Below are 16,909 nucleotides of genomic sequence, written 5' to 3'. Positions count from 1 at the left end.
CAGAGTGCGGCGAGAGATCAGCGACGCGCCTCCGCGACCGCGTAGAGCACGACCGACGCGGCGACGCCGGCATTGAGGGACTCTACGGAGTTGACCATCGGGATCGACACTATCTGGTCGCAGGTCTCCTGGACCAAGCGGGAGAGCCCGCCGCCCTCGGCACCGACGACGATCACCAGCGGACCGTCGGCGAGGCCCTCGGGGGCACCCAGCTCGGGCAGCGTGATGTCCCCCTCCATGTCCAGCCCGACGACCATGCAGCCGGCCTCCTGGTAGGCCTTCAGCTGCCGGGTCAGGTTGACTGTCTGCGCGACCGGGATCCGCGCCGCGGCGCCGGCGCTCGTCTTCCACGCGGCGGCGGTCATCCCGGCCGCACGCCGCTCCGGGATCACCACGCCGTGGGCGCCGAAGGCCGCGGCCGAGCGCACGATGGCGCCCAGGTTGCGCGGGTCGGTGACCTGGTCGAGCGCGACGATCAGCGCCTTCTCCCTGACCTCGGCAGCGCGGTCGAGCAGGTCGTCGGCGTGGGCGTACTCGTAGGCGGGGATCCGCGCCGCGAGCCCCTGGTGGCCGTTGAAGCCGGTCAGCCGGTCGAGCTCGACCTTGGTCACCTCGAGCAGCGAGATGCCCTTCTCGGAGGCGAGCATGAACGCCTCGCGCAGCCGCCCGTCGCGCTCGGCACCCTCGGCGACGTAGAGCCCGTTGACCGGTACGTCCTCGCGCAGTGCCTCGACCACGGAGTTGCGTCCGATGATCCACTCGGCGTCGCCGGCGGCCCGCTTGCGCGGACCCTTGTTGCGCTGCTCCGCGGCCTGAGCCGCCTTGTGGGCCTTGTGGTAGGGCCGGTCCTTCGCCTTCGGCGTCGGGCCCTTGCCCTCCAGACCCTTGCGCCGGTTGCCGCCGGTGCCGACCTGGGCACCCTTCTTACGTCCCTTCGCGATCGCTCCGCGACGCTGGGAGTTGCCTGCCATCAGTTAACGCTCCATTTCGGACCCTCAGGGGTGTCCTCGATCTCGATCCCGGCGTCCTTGAGCCGGTCTCGCATGGCATCGGCGCGGGCCCAGTCCTTGGCGGCGCGCGCCTCGGCACGCTCGTCCAGGACCCCGCGAACAAGTACGTCGAGCGCGCCGGTCAGCTTCTCGTCATCACCGCTCGCCGGACCCCACGCCGGGTCGGCGGGGTCCAGACCGAGCACGTCCAGCATCGCGCGGACGCTCGCGGCAACCCCGCGCAGCGCCGGGCTGTCGCCGTCGGCGAGCAGCTTGTTGCCCTCGCGTACGACCTCGTGCAGGGCGGCCACGGCGGCCGGGGTGCCGAGGTCGTCGTCCATCGCGTTGACGAAGTCGGCGCAGGGCACGCCGTCGGCCGCGATCTCGCCGATCACTGACGTCGCGCGCTCCAGGAAGCCTTCGATCCGCTGGAAGCCGGCGGCCGCCTCCTCGAGCGCCTCGAAGGAGAACTCGACGTGGGACCGGTAGTGCGCCGCGACCAGGTAGTAGCGCAGCTCGATGCCGCGTACCTTCTTCAAGACTTCGGGGATGACCAGCGAGTTGCCCAGCGACTTCGACATCTTCTCGCCGGAGGTCGTGATCCAGGCGTTGTGCAGCCAGTAGCTGGCGAAGGGCCGGCCGGCAGCGCGCGACTGGGCCTGCTCGTTCTCGTGGTGCGGGAAGCGCAGGTCGAGGCCGCCGCCGTGGAAGTCGAAGGCGGGACCGAGGTACTTCCCGGCCATCGCCGAGCACTCGATGTGCCACCCGGGCCGACCCAGACCCCAGGGCGAGGGCCAGGAGGCGGTCTCCGGCTCGGAGACCTTCCGGCCCTTCCACAGCGCGAAGTCACGTGGGTCGCGCTTGCCGCGCGGGTCGGCGTCGGCGGCGGCCTCCATGTCGTCGACCTTCTGCCCCGACAGCTCGCCGTAGGAGGGCCAGGAGCGCACGTCGAAGTAGACGTCCGCGGAGCCGTCCTCGGCAGCGTAGGCGTGCCCCTTCGCGATCAGCTCCTCGATCAGCGCGATGATCTCGGGGATGTGACCGGTGGCCAGCGGCTCGTATGTCGGCCGGGCGACGTTGAGCGAGGCGTAGGCGGCGTCCAGCTCGCGGTGCATGGTGTAGCCGAGGTTGTACCAGGGACGTCCCTGCTCGGCCGACTTCGCCAGGATCTTGTCGTCGATGTCGGTCACGTTGCGGATGAACGTGGTCTCGTAGCCCGACGCCCGCAGCCACCGCTGCAGCACGTCGAAGTTCACCCCGCTCCGCACGTGCCCCACATGCGGCTCGCTCTGCACGGTCAGGCCACAGACATAGAGCGACGCCTTGCCGGGCTGCAAGGGGGTGAAGTCACGTACTTCACGGGTCGCCGAGTCGTAGAGCCTGAGTGCCATACCCCAAGTCTAGGGACGTACGCGTGTTCCCTACCTATCGCGACGCACGGTGAGCGCGCTTGCGCTACGAGCGTGGCACGATGAGCGCGGTTGCGACCGCGGCGACGCCCTCGCCTCGCCCGGTGAGCCCGAGACCGTCGGTGGTCGTGGCGGTCACGGTGACGCTCGCGCCGGCTGCCGCGGTGAGCGCCTGGTTGGCCTCGTCGCGGCGCGGACCGATCTTGGGCCGGTTGCCGATCACCTGCACCGCGACGTTCCCGATCTCGAAACCGGCCTCACGGACCCGGCGCGCGGCCTCCGCGAGCAGGACGACTCCGGCGGCCCCTGCCCACTCGGGCTCGGAGGTGCCGAAGTTGGACCCCAGGTCGCCGAGCCCCGCCGCGGAGAAGAGCGCGTCGCAGCAGGCGTGGGCGGCCACGTCCCCGTCGGAGTGCCCGGCGAGGCCCTGCGGCTCGTCGGGGAAGGCGAGGCCGGCCACATGCATCGGGACACCGTCGGCAAGGCTGTGTACGTCGGTCCCGATGCCGATCAGAGGAAGCTGCACGCTCCGCAGTCTCCCAGACAGGACTCAGGCAACCTTCCGGTGGCCGACGTGGATGAGCCCGTCGACGACCCGGACCTCGTAGGCGGGGATGGTCACGTGCGGGTCGTCCAGGCACTGTCCGGTACGCAGGTCGAACCCGTGCCGGTGAGCCGGCGAGGCCACGAACGGCACCCCGTCGCGTACCCCGACGATGCCCTTGGCGATCACCGACGCCTTGGCGAACGGGTCGTGGTTTCCCAGGGCGTAGACGATGTCGTCGGGCATCCGGAAGATGGCGATGGCCTGCCCGTGGACCAGTGCCGTGGCGCCGCGCTTCACCTCGAGCGCGTCGACCGGGCAGACGGACTGCCAGTCACCCTGGTCGTCCCGCTGGGCATACGCACTCATGACGTCGCCGGCCCGAGCCGCTTCGTCGACATTCGTCGGGTCCTCCCTTCGGTGGATTTGAACCGTAGGACGCGTGAGGGACACCTCCTGTTTCGCTCTGTTACGCGTACGTAAACACCAGCGCCCATCCCACCGGCCGTCTTCGCCGCCGAACGGATAGCCTCCAGGGGTGCCTGCCGCTCTCGTCCTCCTGGCCGCCGGATCCGGCACCCGCGTCGGAGCCGCCACCAACAAGGTGCTGCTCCCGCTCGACGGGTCCGACGATCCGGCCTCCTCAGCCCTCGGCCTCTCGCTCCGGACCGCTCTCGAGGTGCCCGACGTGCGCCGCCTCGTCCTGGTCGTACGCAGCGGCGACGAGGAGGCGGTCGCGGCCGTCGCCCAGCCCCTGCTCGGCGATCGTGAGGTCGTGATGGTCGCCGGTGGCGACACCCGGCACGCCTCGGAACAGGCCGCACTGGCCGTGCTCCGGGCCGACATCGAGGCCGCCGGGGAGGACGGCATCGACGTGGTCGCGATCCACGACACCGCCCGGCCGCTGGTCTCGCCCGAACTCTTCTCCGTGGTCATCGGCGTCGCCCGCAAGCACGGTGGCGCCATCCCCGCCGCCCCGCTCAGCCACCTCTCGACGCGTGACCTGCAGCCCGTGGCAGGTGCGCTCGTCGGCGTACAGACACCGCAGGCGTTCCGCGCCGCCGACCTCCTGGCCGCCTACGCCCAGGCAGCGGCCGACGGCTTCGACGGCACCGACACTGGCGCCACCCTGGAGCGCTACGCCTCGGGCGTACGCATCGTCGCGGTGCCCAGCTCGTCGCTGAACCTCAAGGTGACCTTCGCCGACGACCTCGGCGCGGTCACGACGCTGCTCAACTGACGGCGCTGGCCGACAGCGCCTCGAGCAGGCGTACGTCATCCTCCGACGCGACGCGGCGACCGACCGGCGGCGCCTCGACCGAGACGACCGGGAACCGGCGGGCCAGCGAGCCCGCGATCTCGGCGAAGTCGCCGGCGGGCCAGTCGTCCAGGGCGGCGACGACGGCCGGGGGCAGCACGATCGGCGACGCGACCGAGACCAGCGAGGTGCGGTCGATGGTCGCGCCGAGGACCGGCACCCCGTCCTCGATGCCCAGGGTCTTGACCGTGTCCGTGACCGGGCGCACGCCGACCACGACCGCCTCGCGCGCGAGCGCAGTCGAGACACAGTGAGCGATGAAGGCCGGCGGGGTCATCGGGCACAGCGAGTCGTGCAGGACGAGCGGCTCCTCGGCCGCGACCATCCCCTCCCACGAGGTGGTGAAGTCGACGGGGGTCACTCCGGACTCCCCGAGGGACCAGGTCGCCGCGGCGACCAGCGCCTCACCGTGGATCAACGTGAACGGCAGCGAGCCTCGGTCGTCCTCGGCGACGAACCCGAGGGCCGGTGGAACCTCGGCGGACTCATCGATCTCGTCGTAGTCGGCGTAGGGGTCCTCCATGGGAGCCACCGTATCGGCCGCGCTGAGTGCGCCGCTGAGCCCCCCAAAGCGCGAAACAGGCCCCGGGTTTCCCCGGAGCCTGTAACGCAGACCGAAACCAGCGTCAGCTGGCCAGCACCTCGTCGAGGAGGACTTCAGCCTTGTCTTCGTTGGTGTGCTCGCACAGCGCGAGCTCCGAGACGAGGATCTGGCGTGCCTTGGCGAGCATGCGCTTCTCCCCGGCGGAGAGGCCACGGTCACGCTCACGACGCCACAGGTCACGCACGACCTCGGCGACCTTCATGACATCGCCGCTGTGCAGCTTCTCCAGGTTTGCCTTGTAACGACGCGACCAGTTGGTCGGCTCTTCGACGTGCTCCGCACGAAGCACCTCGAAGACTCGATCAAGCCCGTCCTTGTCTACGACGTCTCGAACTCCGACGAGCTCGAGGTTGTTGGCCGGAACACGCACCACGAGGTCCTGCTGAGCGATGATGCGGAGGACCAGATACTGCCGCTCCTCGCCCTTGATGGTGCGCATCTCGATGTCTTCGATGACGGCCGCGCCATGGTTCGGGTATACGACGGTCTCGCCGACGGTGAAAGTCATATTTTTAGGTACCCCTTCCTAGGGCTATAAGTCTACCACGGATCTTAGAATTCGGATTCCGTGTTTGCGCAGGTCAGGGGCTCAATCTGGGGTTGACAGATCGACAACTTGTGTGGTTCCGCGCGCGCAGGCCCGTCGAACGTGGCAGCATGGCTGATTTCGAAACGGCTCCGAAATCTCGTCGTAGCCAGCCTGTTGTCCTGCGCGGCTCGGCCGCGTGCCCGATACTGCCGCCATGGCGAATGCATCGCAGAGCGCCCCCAAGACCATCTTCACCGTGTCGTCGCACGCCCAGGATCAGGACCCGGAAGAGACGCAGGCCAGCGCGTCGGCCGTTCCTAATGCCCCGGCGGGCAGAGCAAGCGTCATGGACAAGGTGGGCAACTGGGCCCCGTTCCTCCTCATCCGCTCCGCCCACCCCCGTCAGGCGGTGCTGACCGCCATCGGTCTGTCGGTGGCGGCCGTCCTCGCCGGGCTGACGACGCGCGAGGTGACGCTGATCGCGGTCACCGTGCTCGTCGGCCAGGCCGTTCTCGGCTGGCACAACGACCTCGTCGACCAGGCCGTCGACCGTCGCCACGAGCGCGAGGGCAAGCCGATCTCGGACGGCCGTCTCGAACCGGGCAGCGTCTGGTTCGTGCTGTGCTGCGGCGTACTGCTCGTCATCCCGCTCTCGGTCACCTCGGGCACCGTCGCGGGACTGTTCTACCTCGGCTCGCTGGTGCTCGGGATGCTCGCCAACGTACCGCTGCGCAAGGGCCTCTTCTCCTGGGTGCTGTGGGCGGCGGCCTTCGCCTGCTACCCCGGATACCTCTCGTACGCCGGCTTGGCCGGTGAGTCCGCGGGCGAACCGCCCCACTGGGTCATGGTCGCGCTCGCGGCTGCGCTCGGTGTCGGCGTGCATTTCCTGACCGCGCTGTGGGGCCTGGTCGCCGACAACGAGGACAAGTGGACGTACCTGCCGCTCAAGGCCGGACTGAAGCTCGGGGCCGGCAAGCTCCTCCTCGTCACGCTCGTCTACATCGCCCTGGTGATCGCCGGGATGCTGTACGCCGCGAGCGCCGTCGGACTGCGTGCCTGACCCTTTTCCGATATCGCAGGATCGGGCGGATAGAGTGTCGCGCGTGACGACCAAGGTTATGCAGAAGCGGCTCGCAGTGACGGGCGCACTCGTGGCTCTCGCCCTTCCGGCGCTCACCGCCTGCAGCAGCTTCGACTACGCGACGGACCGGCCCAACGAGATCAGCCACGGCGGGTCGACGCTCGACGGTGCCATCCGGATCAACGCCGCTCGCATCGTGACCGCGCAGGAAGGCTCCGGCGTCCTGGTCGGCACCTTCTCGCTCGACCCGGCGATCAACCCGGCGGTCGCCGGCAAGGCGCTGCCGTCGGTCACCTCGATCGCCACGGCGACCGAGGCCGAGGAGACCGTCACGCCCGAGTCGTTCACCCCGATCGAGCTGCCGAAGTCCGGCATCATCAACCTGGCCGACCCGGCCACCGGTGGCATCGCGGTCACCGGCGACTTCAAGCCGGGCGACAGCATCCCGATGACCTTCACCTTCTCCGAGGGTGAGGAGAAGACCATCTCCGTCCCGGTGGTCACCCAGTGTGGTCCGTACGCCGAGGTCGTCGCCGCCGTCGACGAGACCACGAAGCCCGCGAAGAAGGGCAAGAACGCCGAGGCCCAGGCGTCCGAGGACGCTGCCGCCGAGGGAGCTGCCGAGGGCACCGAGGAGGCTTCGACCCTGCCGGCCGACGAGCCTGCCGAGAGCGAGCACGCGACCGAGGGCGAGGCGCACGACGAGTCCGCGGGCACCATCTCCGAGGACCCCTACTCCTGCGAGTTCCCCCCGGCCGCTCTGCCCGGCGCCGAGGAAGCTCACTGATGACCTACAAGCTCGTCCTTCTGCGTCACGGCGAGAGCGAGTGGAACGCGCTCAACCTGTCCACCGGCTGGGTCGACGTCGACCTCACCGACAAGGGCCGGGCCGAGGCCGTCAACGGCGGCAAGCTGCTGGCCGAGGCCGGGATCCTTCCCGACCTGGTCCACACGAGCCTGCTGCGGCGTGCGATCAACACCGCCAACATCGCGCTCGACACCGCCGATCGCCACTGGATCCCGGTGCGCCGCGACTGGCGTCTCAACGAGCGCCACTACGGCGCGCTCCAGGGCAAGAACAAGTCCGAGACGCTGAAGAAGTTCGGCGAGGAGCAGTTCCAGCTGTGGCGTCGCTCCTACGACGTACCGCCTCCGCCGATCGAGGCCGACTCGGAGTACTCCCAGGCCGGTGACCCGCGCTACGCCGACATCGAGGTGCCCGCCACCGAGTGCCTCAAGGACGTCGTCGCCCGGATGATCCCCTACTGGGAGTCCGAGATCGTGCCCGACCTCCAGGCGGGCAAGACCGTCCTGGTCACCGCCCACGGCAACAGCCTGCGTGCGCTGGTCAAGCACCTCGACAACATCTCCGACACCGAGATCGCCAAGCTCAACATCCCCACGGCCCAGCCGCTGGTCTACGAGCTCGACGAGTCGCTGAAGCCGGTCGCCGCCGGCGGCACCTACCTCGACCCCGAGGCCGCGGCCGCAGCCGCTGAGGCAGTCGCCAACCAAGGCAAGCAGTAAAACGGACAATCCCGCCGAGTCGGCTCGTCCTGACGAGCCGACTCGGCGGGATTTTCGGTCAGTACGAGCCGACTCGGCGGGTCAGGAGTCGGCGGGGGTCTCGCCGGTCACGACGAAGACGACCCGGTTGGCCACCGTGACCGCGTGGTCGGCGATGCGCTCGTAGTAGCGGCCCAGGAGAGCCACGTCGACGGCGGGCTCGACGCCGTGGGTCCAGTCCTGGCCCAACAGCTCGGCGAAGGACTTGCGTCGCAACTGGTCCATCTCGTCGTCGTCGGCGACCAGGTCCTGAGCGGCGGAGACATCGCGGGTGCGGAGGATCTCGCAGGTGCGCTCGACCATCTGCTGGGCGATCTCGGCCATCTTGGCGATGGTCGGCTGAGCCAGCTCGGGGACGGCCTTGTTCGGCGTACGCAGCCTGGCGATCTTGGCGACGTGGACGGAGAGGTCGCCCATCCGCTCGAGGTCGGAGATCATCCGCAGCGCGGCGACGACGACGCGGAGATCGCCGGCGACCGGCGACTGGAGGCCGAGCAGCTCGAGGGCGTTCTCCTCGATGCGCTCGCGGGCGTCGTCGATCTCGACATCCTTGTCGATCACCTGCTCGGCGAGGTCGTTGCGGGCCTCGAGGAGAGCGGTGGTGGCGTCGCGTACGGCCACCGACACCAGCTCACAAACACTGGTGAGATCGGTGAAGATGGCATCGAGGTCCTCATGGAAAGCAGCGCGCATGGGCCGATCCTAGACACTCGACATGTACTGATCTTCATCCCGAGTGAACCGACGGTGAACGTTCGGCGCGGAGACGTCCAGAGGTGAAGAAAGGGTGTTTGATGGGCTTACCCTGATCGTGTGGACTCGACGACGCAGGCCTTTCTTGCTGCGCTCCTCGGCGCTGTCGTCGCCGGAGCGGCGGTGCTTGCGTGGGCGATGAGCGAACGTTCCCGCCGCCGGATCCCCGAGGTCGAGCCCCCGAAGGTTCCCTCCGAGGTGGCCGCGGTCCTCTCGGTCCTGCGCAGCAGCGCGGTCGTCGTCGACGAGCACGACACGGTGCTCAAGGCCAGCGCTCCGGCGTACGCCCTGGGTCTGGTGCGCGGCACCTCGCTGGTCTCTCCCGAGCTCTCCGAGCTCGTCCACGGTGTGCGCCGTGACGGCCAGATCCGGGAGACCGAGCTGGTGATCTCGCGCGCCAACGGGGCCTCGCGGCACGTCACCGCCCGGGTCGCCCCGCTCGGCACCCGCCTGGCGCTCGCTCTGGTCGAGGACCGCACCCGCGAGCGCCGCGTCGAGGCCGTACGCCGCGATTTCGTCGCCAACGTCAGCCACGAGCTCAAGACGCCGGTCGGCGCGATAAGAGTGCTCGCCGACGCGGTCACCGAGGCCTCCGACGACCCCGAGGCCGTACGCCGCTTCTCCAACCGGATGATCACCGAGTCCGAGCGCCTGACCGAGCTCGTCCAGCAGATCATCGAGCTCTCCCGGCTCCAGGGCGACGAGCCCCTGGAGGCTCCGATCGCGGTCGACGTCGACAAGGTCATCGCGGCCGCCGTCGACGCCTCGACGGTCGATGCCGACGCGAAGGGCATCAACGTGGTCAGCGCCGGCACCGCCGGGCTGCACGTCTTCGGCAACGACGAGCAGGTCTCCACCGCGGTCACCAACCTGGTCTCCAACGCGGTCGCCTACTCCGAACCCGGCTCGACCGTGACCGTCTCGACCCGCGCGACCGACGGCTCCGTCGAGATCTCCGTGGTCGACCAGGGCATCGGGATCCCGTCCACGGAGATCGACCGGATCTTCGAGCGCTTCTATCGCGTCGACCCGGCCCGCCACCGCTCCACCGGCGGCACCGGGCTCGGCCTGTCGATCGTCAAGCACGTCGCCGCTACGCATGGTGGCGAGGTCAAGGTCTGGTCGCAGGAGGGTCAGGGTTCCACCTTCACCCTCACCCTGCCCCAGCACCTACCAACTGCCGGGAAGTCCGGCACAAGCAAGGAGGAACGCCCGTGACCCGGGTACTCGTCGTCGAAGATGAAGCCAGCTACAGCGAGGCACTGTCCTACATGCTCCGCAAGGAGGGCTTCGAGGTCGCCGTCGCCGAGGACGGCACCGACGCTCTGAAGGAGTTCGACCGCAACGGGGCAGACATCGTGCTGCTCGATCTGATGCTTCCCGGCCTCTCCGGCACCGAGGTGTGCCGGCAGATCAGGGCCACCTCGTCGGTCCCGGTCATCATGGTGACCGCCAAGGACGACGAGGTCGACAAGGTCGTCGGTCTCGAGCTCGGCGCCGACGACTACGTGACCAAGCCCTACTCCCCGCGCGAGCTCGTCGCCCGGATCCGCGCCGTCCTCCGCCGAGGCACCGAGCCCGACGCGGCCCCTGCGACGCTCGAGGCCGGGCCTGTGCGGATGGACGTGGAGCGCCACGTCGTGACCGTGGACGGCAACGAGCAGCGCCTCCCGCTCAAGGAGTTCGAGCTCCTGGAGATGTTCCTGCGAAACCCTGGCCGCGTCCTCACCCGCGGCCAGCTCATCGACCGCGTCTGGGGCTCCGACTACGTCGGCGACACCAAGACCCTCGACGTACACGTCAAGCGCCTGCGCGCCAAGCTCGAGCCGGACCCGTCCGAGCCGAAGTTCCTGGTCACGGTTCGCGGGCTGGGTTACAAGCTCGACCTCTGAGGCTGTTCCTTCGTCAAGGTATGCAGCCGAAGACTCACTCCCCCAGCGGAGCTCCGCTGGGGATGTGTTCCTCGGCCTGCATGCCTTGCTGAAGGACCGCACCGCGTGGCATGACGAGCGACATCAACGCGGCGGCGGCGCACAGGGCGCCGGCTGCGTACCAGACCAGGTCGTAGGACCCGGTGACATCGCGTACGGCGCCGCCGACCCAGGCGACCAGGCCGGCTCCGACCTGGTGGGAGGCGAGGACCCAGCCGAAGACGATCGGGGCGTCCTCGGGCCAGACCTCGCGGCACAGTGCGAGCGTCGGGGGCACGGTGGCGACCCAGTCGAGGCCATAGAAGACGATGAAGAACACCATCGGCAGGTGGACCTCGGACGAGAGCAGCATCGGCAGGAAGATCAGCGAGATCCCCCGCAGCGAGTAGTAGACGCCGAGCAGCACGACCGGGTTGAAGCGGTCGGTGAGCCAGCCGGAGAAGATCGTCCCGGCGACGTCGAAGATCCCGATCACGGCGAGCAGCGAGGCGGCCGCGACCGTGGCCATCCCGTGGTCGTGCGCGGCGGGCACGAAGTGGGTCCTGATCAGGCCGTTCGTGGTGATCCCGCAGATCGCGAAGGCACCGGCGAGGAGCCAGAAGGCCTTGGTACGCATCGCCATCCCGAGCACGCGCACGGTCCGTAGCGCGGCGCCGGTCGCGGGCGCGGGGCGCGGCACGATCTTCGAGGCACCGTAGGGCGCCAGACCGATATCCGCCGGGTAGTCACGGAGCAGCAGCAACACGAACGGGATCACCGCTGCGGCGACCAGGGCGATCGTGACCGAGGCGGCCCGCCAGCCGAGCTCCCCGATCAGCACGGCCAGCACCGGCAGGAAGATCAGCTGTCCCGAGGCGCCGCCGGCGGTCAGCAGGCCGCTGACCAGGCCCTGTCGCTTGTCGAACCAGCGGGTGGTGATCGTCGCGCCGAAGGCGAGCGCCATGCAGCCGCTGCCACCGCCGACGAGGACGCCCCAGCCCAGGACGAACTGCCACGACTGGCTCATCCAAACGGTGCCGAGCGAGCCGAGGGTGATCATGGTGAGCGCAACGGCGACCACCGGACGGATCCCGAAGCGGTCCATCAGAGCGGCGGCGAACGGCGCGGTCAGGCCGTAGAGCGCGAGCTGCAGCGTGATCCCGACGCCGATCGTGCCGCGCGACCAGCCGAACTCCTCGTGCAGCGGACCGACCAGGAGGCCCGGTGCCGCGGTGAAGGCTGCGGCGCCGACGATGGTCACGAAGGCGATGGCGGCCACCCACCAGGCCGGGTGGATGCGGGGGCGGCGCGCGGCGGCGCTGCCGGCAGGCGGCGGGGTCGTCGTCTGGGTCATGGGGATGATCCTTCCGGGTTCGCACCGCGCCGGACAGTGGCCTGATTGACATCTATCGGTAAGATCCAGCCATGAGCGACGTATGGGTGGCTTCCCCGCATCGGGTCGCGGTGCTGATCCAGGACGGGTTCATCCCGTTCGAGATCGGCATCCCGCACCGGATCTTCGGCAGGGCCCGCGACAGCGAGGACCGACTGCTCTACGAGGTCGTCACCTGCACCACCGGCGGCCCCGGACCGGTGGAGTCGGACTCGGACGTGGTCGTCCTCGCGCCGCACGGCCCCGAGGCGCTCGCGGACGCGGACACCGTGGTGATCCCGAAGTTCGGCCTCGACTACCCGACGGTCTCGGACGGGGTCCTGTCGGCGCCGCTGAAGGAGGCGCTCGACCTCATCCGCCCCGGCACCCGGATCATGTCGATCTGCACCGGCGCCTTCGCGCTCGCCGCCGCGGGGCTCCTCGACGGCCGCCCGGCGACCACCCACTGGTCGCACACCGACGACTTCCGGGCCCTGTTTCCGCAGGTCAAGCTGGACCCTGACGTACTCTTCGTCGACGACGGCGACATCCTCACGTCCGCCGGCGTGGCCTCCGGCCTGGACCTCTGCCTGCATGTCGTACGCAGCGACCACGGCGCCGCGGTCGCCAACCGCGTCGCCCGCGTGACGGTCGTACCTCCTCACCGCGACGGCGGGCAGGCGCAGTTCATCCGGCACCACGCACCCGCCCCCGGCGATACCGGCATCTCCGCGGCGACCGCGTGGGCCCTCGCCCATCTCGACCAGCCGCTCAGCCTGGAGGCGATGGCGGCCCGGGTCTCGATGTCCGTACGCACCTTCACCAGGCGGTTCCGCGACGAGACCGGCGACTCCCCCGGCCGCTGGCTGCAGCGCCAGCGCATCGAGCTCGCCCGCACCCTGCTGGAGACCACCGACCTCTCGATGGAGCAGGTCGCCGCCCGTTGCGGCCTCAACACCGCCCAGTCCCTCCGCCTCCACTTCCACGCCGCCCTCGGCATCACCCCCACCGCGTACCGCCGCACCTTCCGCGGCTGACCCCAGCCGAATCCGCACCTTTGGCGGCCGAGTCCGTAGTTGTGGGCGACGAAAGTAGGGACTCGTCGCCCACAACTACAGACTCGCGCGACAGAACTACAGATTCGGCTGGGGCGAGATGGCGGGATGTCGAACATCGATGGCTGATATCCGCTCGCGCTCCGGGGCGCGGATCTTTACCCTTTTATCGTGACGACGACGATTAGCCCCGCGCCTGCTGAGACCACGCCGATCTGGAAGCCACTGATCGCTTGCGGGATCACGCTGGTTCTGTGGGCATCGGCGTTCGTCGGGATCCGTCACCTGGGCGACACCGTCCCGCCGGGGAGCCTGTCGCTGGGCCGGCTGGTGGTGATGGTGGCGGCGCTCGGCGCGTACCTCGCGCTGAAGGGCGGGTTCCGGCTGCCGACCCGGAAGGAATGGCCGCTGATCGCGCTGGGCGGTGCGTCCTGGCTGGGCGTCTACAACCTGGCGCTCAACGAGTCCGAGCGCCGGATCGACGCGGCGACAGCGGCGCTGATCGTGCAGGTCGGCCCGATCGTGGTGGCGCTGCTGGCGGGCCTCGTGCTCAAGGAGACGATCCACCGGTGGATCCTGATCGGCACCGGCGTCGGCTTCGCAGGGGTGGTCGTCATCGGCCGCGCCTCGGCCAACGGTGACACCGGCGACTGGATCGGCGTCGCCCTCTCGGTCGTCGCCGCGCTCACCTTCGCGGTCGGTGTCCTCACCCAGAAGAAGCTGCTGCCGACGATGAGCGCGCTGCTGCTGACGTTCTGGTACGCCATCGCCGGCCTCGTCATCTGCCTGCCCTGGTCGTTCGAGCTGGCCACCACGCTCCCCGACATCAGCGTCGGCAACATCGGCTGGATCGTCTACCTCGGCCTCTTCCCGAGCGCTCTGGCCTTTGTGACCTGGGCTTATGCCCTCTCCCACTCCGATGCGGGCAAGTTCGCGCAGTCGACGTTCCTGGTGCCGTTCATCACCGCGCTGATGGCGTGGCTGGTGCTCGACGAGGTGCCGCCGGCGCTCGCCTTCATCGGCGGCGCGATGTGCATCGCAGGTGTGCTGATCACCCGGCGCCAGCCGCGTTAGTCCTTCGGGTCTTCGTCCCTCTCGAGCCAGCCCCGGAAGGCTTCGAGGTTGGCGGTCGACTCACCGCGCAGCTTGCGCCACTCCCACTCCTTGCGGATCGAGGAGGCGAAGCCGAGCTCGAGGATGGTGTTGAAGGACTCGTCCGCGTACGTCAGGACCGAGCCGAGCAGCCGGTCGAGCTCGCCCGGTTCGACCATCGCCAGCGGCAGCCGGCCGTCGAGGTAGATGTCGCCGAGCCGGTCGAGCCCGAACGAGACCCCGTAGAGCCGCAGGTTGCGCTCGAGCAGCCAGCGGTAGACGGTCTCGTGGTTCTCGTCGGGACGGCGGCAGACGAAGGCATGTACGCCGAGGGCGTGCTGCCCCAGGTCGAGCCGGACCGGCGTCTGCAGCTTCCGCTCGCCCGGGAGCGAGAACGAGAAGACCACCTCGCCACCCGGCTGGGACGTCTCGTCCCAGGTCAGGTCGTTGGACTTCAGCCAGCCGCGTACGACCTCTTCATGGTCGGTCCGCGAATCTGCAGTCATGCTGTCAGCTCCTCACGCATCAGCATCTTGGCCTCTTCATAGACCTCGAGCGTATTGCGTGCGGTGAGATCCCAGGAGAAGTCCTGGGCGTGTTCGCGGGCGCCGTCGGCCAGAGCCGACCAGCGCGAGTAGGAGGCGATGGCGTTGGTGAGCGCGTCGGCCCACTGCGCCGGGTCGTGCCCGTCGACCAGGAGACCGCTGCGACCGTGGTGCACGGCGGTGGTCAGGCCGCCGACCGCGGCCGCGACGACGGGCGTGCCGCAGGCCTGGGCCTCGACGGCGACCAGGCCGAACGACTCGTTGTAGGAGGGGACGGCGACGACGGAGGCGGCCGAGTACCAGAGCGCGAGCTGGTCCTGGCGCACCGGCGGGACGAACCGGACCACGTCGGATATCCCGAGCTCAGCGGCGAGATCGGCCAGCCCGGTCGGGTGCTCCAGGCCGGAGCCGGAGGGACCGCCGACGATCGGTACGACGAGGTTGCGGCGCAGCGACGGGTCACGCGCGAGCATGACCGCGGCCGCCCGCAGGAGTACGTCGGGAGCCTTGAGCGGCTGGATGCGACCGGCGAAGAGGAGCACGTGAGCCCGGGCCGGGAGCCCGAGCGCTGCACGCGCCGCCGCCCGCCCGCGCGGACGGAAGACCCGCAGGTCGACCCCGGGATGGACGACGGCGACACGGCCCGGCTCCGCGTCGTACATGTTGATCAGCTGCTTGGCCTCGAGGTCGGTGTTGGCGATCAGCATGTCGGCGGCGCCGACGACCTGCTCCTCCCCGATCACGCGGGCCTCGGGCTCGGGACAGTCGCCCTCGGCGAGCGCCTCGTTCTTGACCTTGGCCATCGTGTGCATCGAGTGGACCAGCGGCACGCCCCAGCGGTCGCGGGAGAGCGCCCCGACCTGGCCCGAGAGCCAGTAGTGGGAGTGCACGGCGTCGAAGTAGCCCGGCGGGTTGGAAGCCTCCGCGCGGAGCACCTCACGCGCGAACGTGCACAGCTGCCCCGGAAGGTCACCCTTGGCCAGCCCCTCGAACGGACCGGCGTGAACGTGGTGGACAGCGACCCCGTCGTACGCCTCCACGACCTGCGGCAGGCGCGAGGATGTCGCGCGCGTGAAGATGTCGACCGCGATGCCCTGGGTGGCCAGCCGCCGGGAGAGCTCGAGCACGTAGACGTTCATGCCGCCGGCGTCGCCGGTGCCGGGCTGGTCGAGCGGAGAGGTGTGCAGACTGACCATCGCTACGCGGTGGATCATTCCTGCCCCTTTGTGTATACGCCTGTGGTCCCGTCTCTCAACACGCGGATCTCGTTCATCATTCCCGGCCGCGTGAACCAGCGTGAATCGTCTTCGATCGTGGGACCCGGTGGGCAAAGTCGAGCGAGCGACGAGAGAATGGCTCCATGTCGTCCAAGAATGCTGTCGTCACCGGCGCCTCGAGCGGGATCGGCGCGGCCACCGCCCGCCAGCTCGCCAAGGAGGGCTACCACGTCTTCCTCGCCGCTCGCCGGGCCGACCGGATCGAGGCCCTGGCCGAGGAGATCGGTGGCACCGCGATCGCGACCGACGTCACCTCCGACGACTCCGTCGCCGCCCTCGTCGAGGCGGTCGGCGACCGTCTCGACCTGCTGGTCAACAACGCCGGCGGCGCCTTCGGGGTGGACAAGGTGGCCGAGGCCGACCTGACCAAGTGGCAGGCGATGTTCGAGGTCAACGTGATCGGCCTGACCCGCGTGACCAAAGCGCTGCTGCCTGCGCTGGTCGCCTCGGGAGCGGGCGCGGTCATCAACGTCGGCTCGATCGCCGGCCGGCGCGCCTACGAGGGCGGCGCGGGCTACAACGCGGCCAAGTTCGGCACCCGCGCGGTCACCGAGGCGCTGCGCCTGGAGATCGTCGACAAGCCGGTGCGGATCATGGAGATCGCCCCGGGCATGGTCCAGACCGAGGAGTTCTCGCTCGTACGTCTCGGGGGCGACCAGGCAGCAGCCGACGCGGTCTACCAGGGCGTCGCCGAGCCGCTGGTGGCCGACGACATCGCCGACGCCATCGTGTGGATGGCGACCCGTCCGGCTCACGTCAACATCGACGAGCTGATCATCAAGCCGCGCGCCCAGGCCGCCCCGCACAAGGTGCACCGCGAGGGCTGACCGATATCTGCCCTGGTCAGGGGCGCCGAGGATTCCAT

The 16,909-nt window shown here is 69.5% G+C and carries 19 protein-coding genes; 9 read left to right on the top strand and 10 right to left on the bottom strand.

Annotated features, from left to right (window positions below; genetic code table 11):
* Positions 1-17: 17 nt before the first annotated feature.
* The 4 genes from rlmB to nirD form a co-directional block, all read right to left on the bottom strand.
* Positions 18-971 carry a 23S rRNA (guanosine(2251)-2'-O)-methyltransferase RlmB gene (rlmB, locus tag OH802_RS08510; protein ID WP_378818615.1) on the bottom strand — a complete coding sequence of 318 codons (954 nt, stop codon included), beginning with the start codon at positions 969-971 and terminating at the stop codon, positions 18-20.
* Positions 971-2,380 carry a cysteine--tRNA ligase gene (gene cysS, locus OH802_RS08505; protein WP_406026956.1) on the bottom strand — a complete coding sequence of 470 codons (1,410 nt, stop codon included), beginning with the start codon at positions 2,378-2,380 and terminating at the stop codon, positions 971-973. Before cysS ends, rlmB begins: the two co-directional genes overlap by 1 nt.
* A gap of 64 nt (positions 2,381-2,444) precedes the next feature.
* On the bottom strand, positions 2,445-2,864 hold the full coding sequence (gene ispF, locus OH802_RS08500) for a 2-C-methyl-D-erythritol 2,4-cyclodiphosphate synthase (protein WP_406029255.1): 420 nt from the start codon (positions 2,862-2,864) through the stop codon (positions 2,445-2,447).
* Positions 2,865-2,948: 84 nt separating this feature from the next.
* A complete protein-coding gene (gene nirD, locus OH802_RS08495; protein ID WP_406026954.1) occupies positions 2,949-3,311 on the bottom strand; it encodes a nitrite reductase small subunit NirD in 363 nt (120 codons plus the stop codon).
* Positions 3,312-3,480: 169 nt separating this feature from the next.
* Between nirD and OH802_RS08490 the strand changes: the two genes are divergently transcribed.
* Positions 3,481-4,182: a 2-C-methyl-D-erythritol 4-phosphate cytidylyltransferase gene (locus OH802_RS08490; RefSeq protein WP_406026952.1), complete on the top strand. Its 702-nt coding sequence runs from the start codon at positions 3,481-3,483 to the stop codon at positions 4,180-4,182.
* Here OH802_RS08490 and OH802_RS08485 read toward each other — a convergent pair.
* On the bottom strand, positions 4,175-4,783 hold the full coding sequence (locus OH802_RS08485; RefSeq protein ID WP_406026950.1) for a hypothetical protein: 609 nt from the start codon (positions 4,781-4,783) through the stop codon (positions 4,175-4,177). The two genes, OH802_RS08490 and OH802_RS08485, sit on opposite strands and share 8 nt — an antisense overlap.
* Before the next feature lie 103 nt (positions 4,784-4,886).
* Positions 4,887-5,372, bottom strand: a complete 486-nt coding sequence (locus tag OH802_RS08480) for a CarD family transcriptional regulator (RefSeq protein WP_008360791.1) — start codon at positions 5,370-5,372, stop codon at positions 4,887-4,889.
* A 235-nt stretch (positions 5,373-5,607) separates the two neighbouring features.
* Here OH802_RS08480 and OH802_RS08475 point away from each other — a divergent pair, with 235 nt between their 5' ends.
* The 3 genes from OH802_RS08475 to OH802_RS08465 are packed head-to-tail and all read left to right on the top strand — an operon-like array spanning position 5,608 to position 8,001.
* Positions 5,608-6,453 (top strand): UbiA family prenyltransferase, encoded by an 846-nt coding sequence (locus OH802_RS08475; RefSeq protein ID WP_406026948.1) that lies wholly within the window; start codon positions 5,608-5,610, stop codon positions 6,451-6,453.
* Between the two features lie 43 nt (positions 6,454-6,496).
* Positions 6,497-7,261 (top strand): hypothetical protein, encoded by a 765-nt coding sequence (locus OH802_RS08470; protein WP_406026946.1) that lies wholly within the window; start codon positions 6,497-6,499, stop codon positions 7,259-7,261.
* Entirely contained in the window at positions 7,261-8,001 is a 741-nt protein-coding gene (locus OH802_RS08465) for a phosphoglyceromutase (protein ID WP_406026944.1), read from the top strand. The genes OH802_RS08470 and OH802_RS08465 overlap by 1 nt, the downstream gene beginning before the upstream one ends.
* 81 nt (positions 8,002-8,082) lie before the next feature.
* Here the strand turns inward: OH802_RS08465 and phoU are convergent, their stop codons facing one another.
* Positions 8,083-8,733, bottom strand: coding sequence for a phosphate signaling complex protein PhoU (phoU, locus tag OH802_RS08460; protein WP_350660896.1), 651 nt, complete (start codon positions 8,731-8,733; stop codon positions 8,083-8,085).
* 120 nt (positions 8,734-8,853) lie between these two features.
* Here phoU and OH802_RS08455 point away from each other — a divergent pair, with 120 nt between their 5' ends.
* A complete protein-coding gene (locus OH802_RS08455; protein ID WP_355224467.1) occupies positions 8,854-10,011 on the top strand; it encodes an ATP-binding protein in 1,158 nt (385 codons plus the stop codon).
* Entirely contained in the window at positions 10,008-10,685 is a 678-nt protein-coding gene (locus OH802_RS08450) for a response regulator transcription factor (RefSeq protein WP_008360778.1), read from the top strand. Before OH802_RS08455 ends, OH802_RS08450 begins: the two co-directional genes overlap by 4 nt.
* Positions 10,686-10,719: 34 nt before the next feature.
* Here OH802_RS08450 and OH802_RS08445 read toward each other — a convergent pair whose 3' ends face one another.
* Entirely contained in the window at positions 10,720-12,057 is a 1,338-nt protein-coding gene (locus OH802_RS08445) for an MFS transporter (RefSeq protein ID WP_406026940.1), read from the bottom strand.
* Between the two features lie 71 nt (positions 12,058-12,128).
* On the opposite strand from OH802_RS08445, the gene OH802_RS08440 reads away from it, so the two are divergent.
* Both OH802_RS08440 and OH802_RS08435 read left to right on the top strand, forming a co-directional pair.
* Entirely contained in the window at positions 12,129-13,112 is a 984-nt protein-coding gene (locus tag OH802_RS08440; RefSeq protein WP_406026938.1) for a GlxA family transcriptional regulator, read from the top strand.
* A 189-nt stretch (positions 13,113-13,301) separates the two neighbouring features.
* A complete protein-coding gene (locus tag OH802_RS08435) occupies positions 13,302-14,204 on the top strand; it encodes a DMT family transporter (protein WP_355224473.1) in 903 nt (300 codons plus the stop codon).
* On the opposite strand, the gene OH802_RS08430 is transcribed toward OH802_RS08435, so the two are convergent.
* Together OH802_RS08430 and mshA are read right to left on the bottom strand one after the other, a co-directional pair.
* Positions 14,201-14,728: a YbjN domain-containing protein gene (locus OH802_RS08430; RefSeq protein ID WP_406026935.1), complete on the bottom strand. Its 528-nt coding sequence runs from the start codon at positions 14,726-14,728 to the stop codon at positions 14,201-14,203. The two genes, OH802_RS08435 and OH802_RS08430, sit on opposite strands and share 4 nt — an antisense overlap.
* Positions 14,725-15,981, bottom strand: coding sequence for a D-inositol-3-phosphate glycosyltransferase (mshA, locus tag OH802_RS08425; protein WP_406026933.1), 1,257 nt, complete (start codon positions 15,979-15,981; stop codon positions 14,725-14,727). Before mshA ends, OH802_RS08430 begins: the two co-directional genes overlap by 4 nt.
* Before the next feature lie 146 nt (positions 15,982-16,127).
* On the opposite strand from mshA, the gene OH802_RS08420 reads away from it, so the two are divergent.
* A complete protein-coding gene (locus OH802_RS08420; RefSeq protein WP_406026930.1) occupies positions 16,128-16,871 on the top strand; it encodes an SDR family NAD(P)-dependent oxidoreductase in 744 nt (247 codons plus the stop codon).
* The last annotated feature ends 38 nt before the right edge of the window (positions 16,872-16,909 follow it).

Origin of the sequence: Nocardioides sp. NBC_00850, assembly GCF_045207335.1 — a bacterium.
Lineage (GTDB): Bacteria > Actinomycetota > Actinomycetes > Propionibacteriales > Nocardioidaceae > Nocardioides.
The sequence above is the reverse complement of the archived record's forward strand: the minus strand, read 5'-3'. Positions and strand labels throughout refer to the sequence as shown.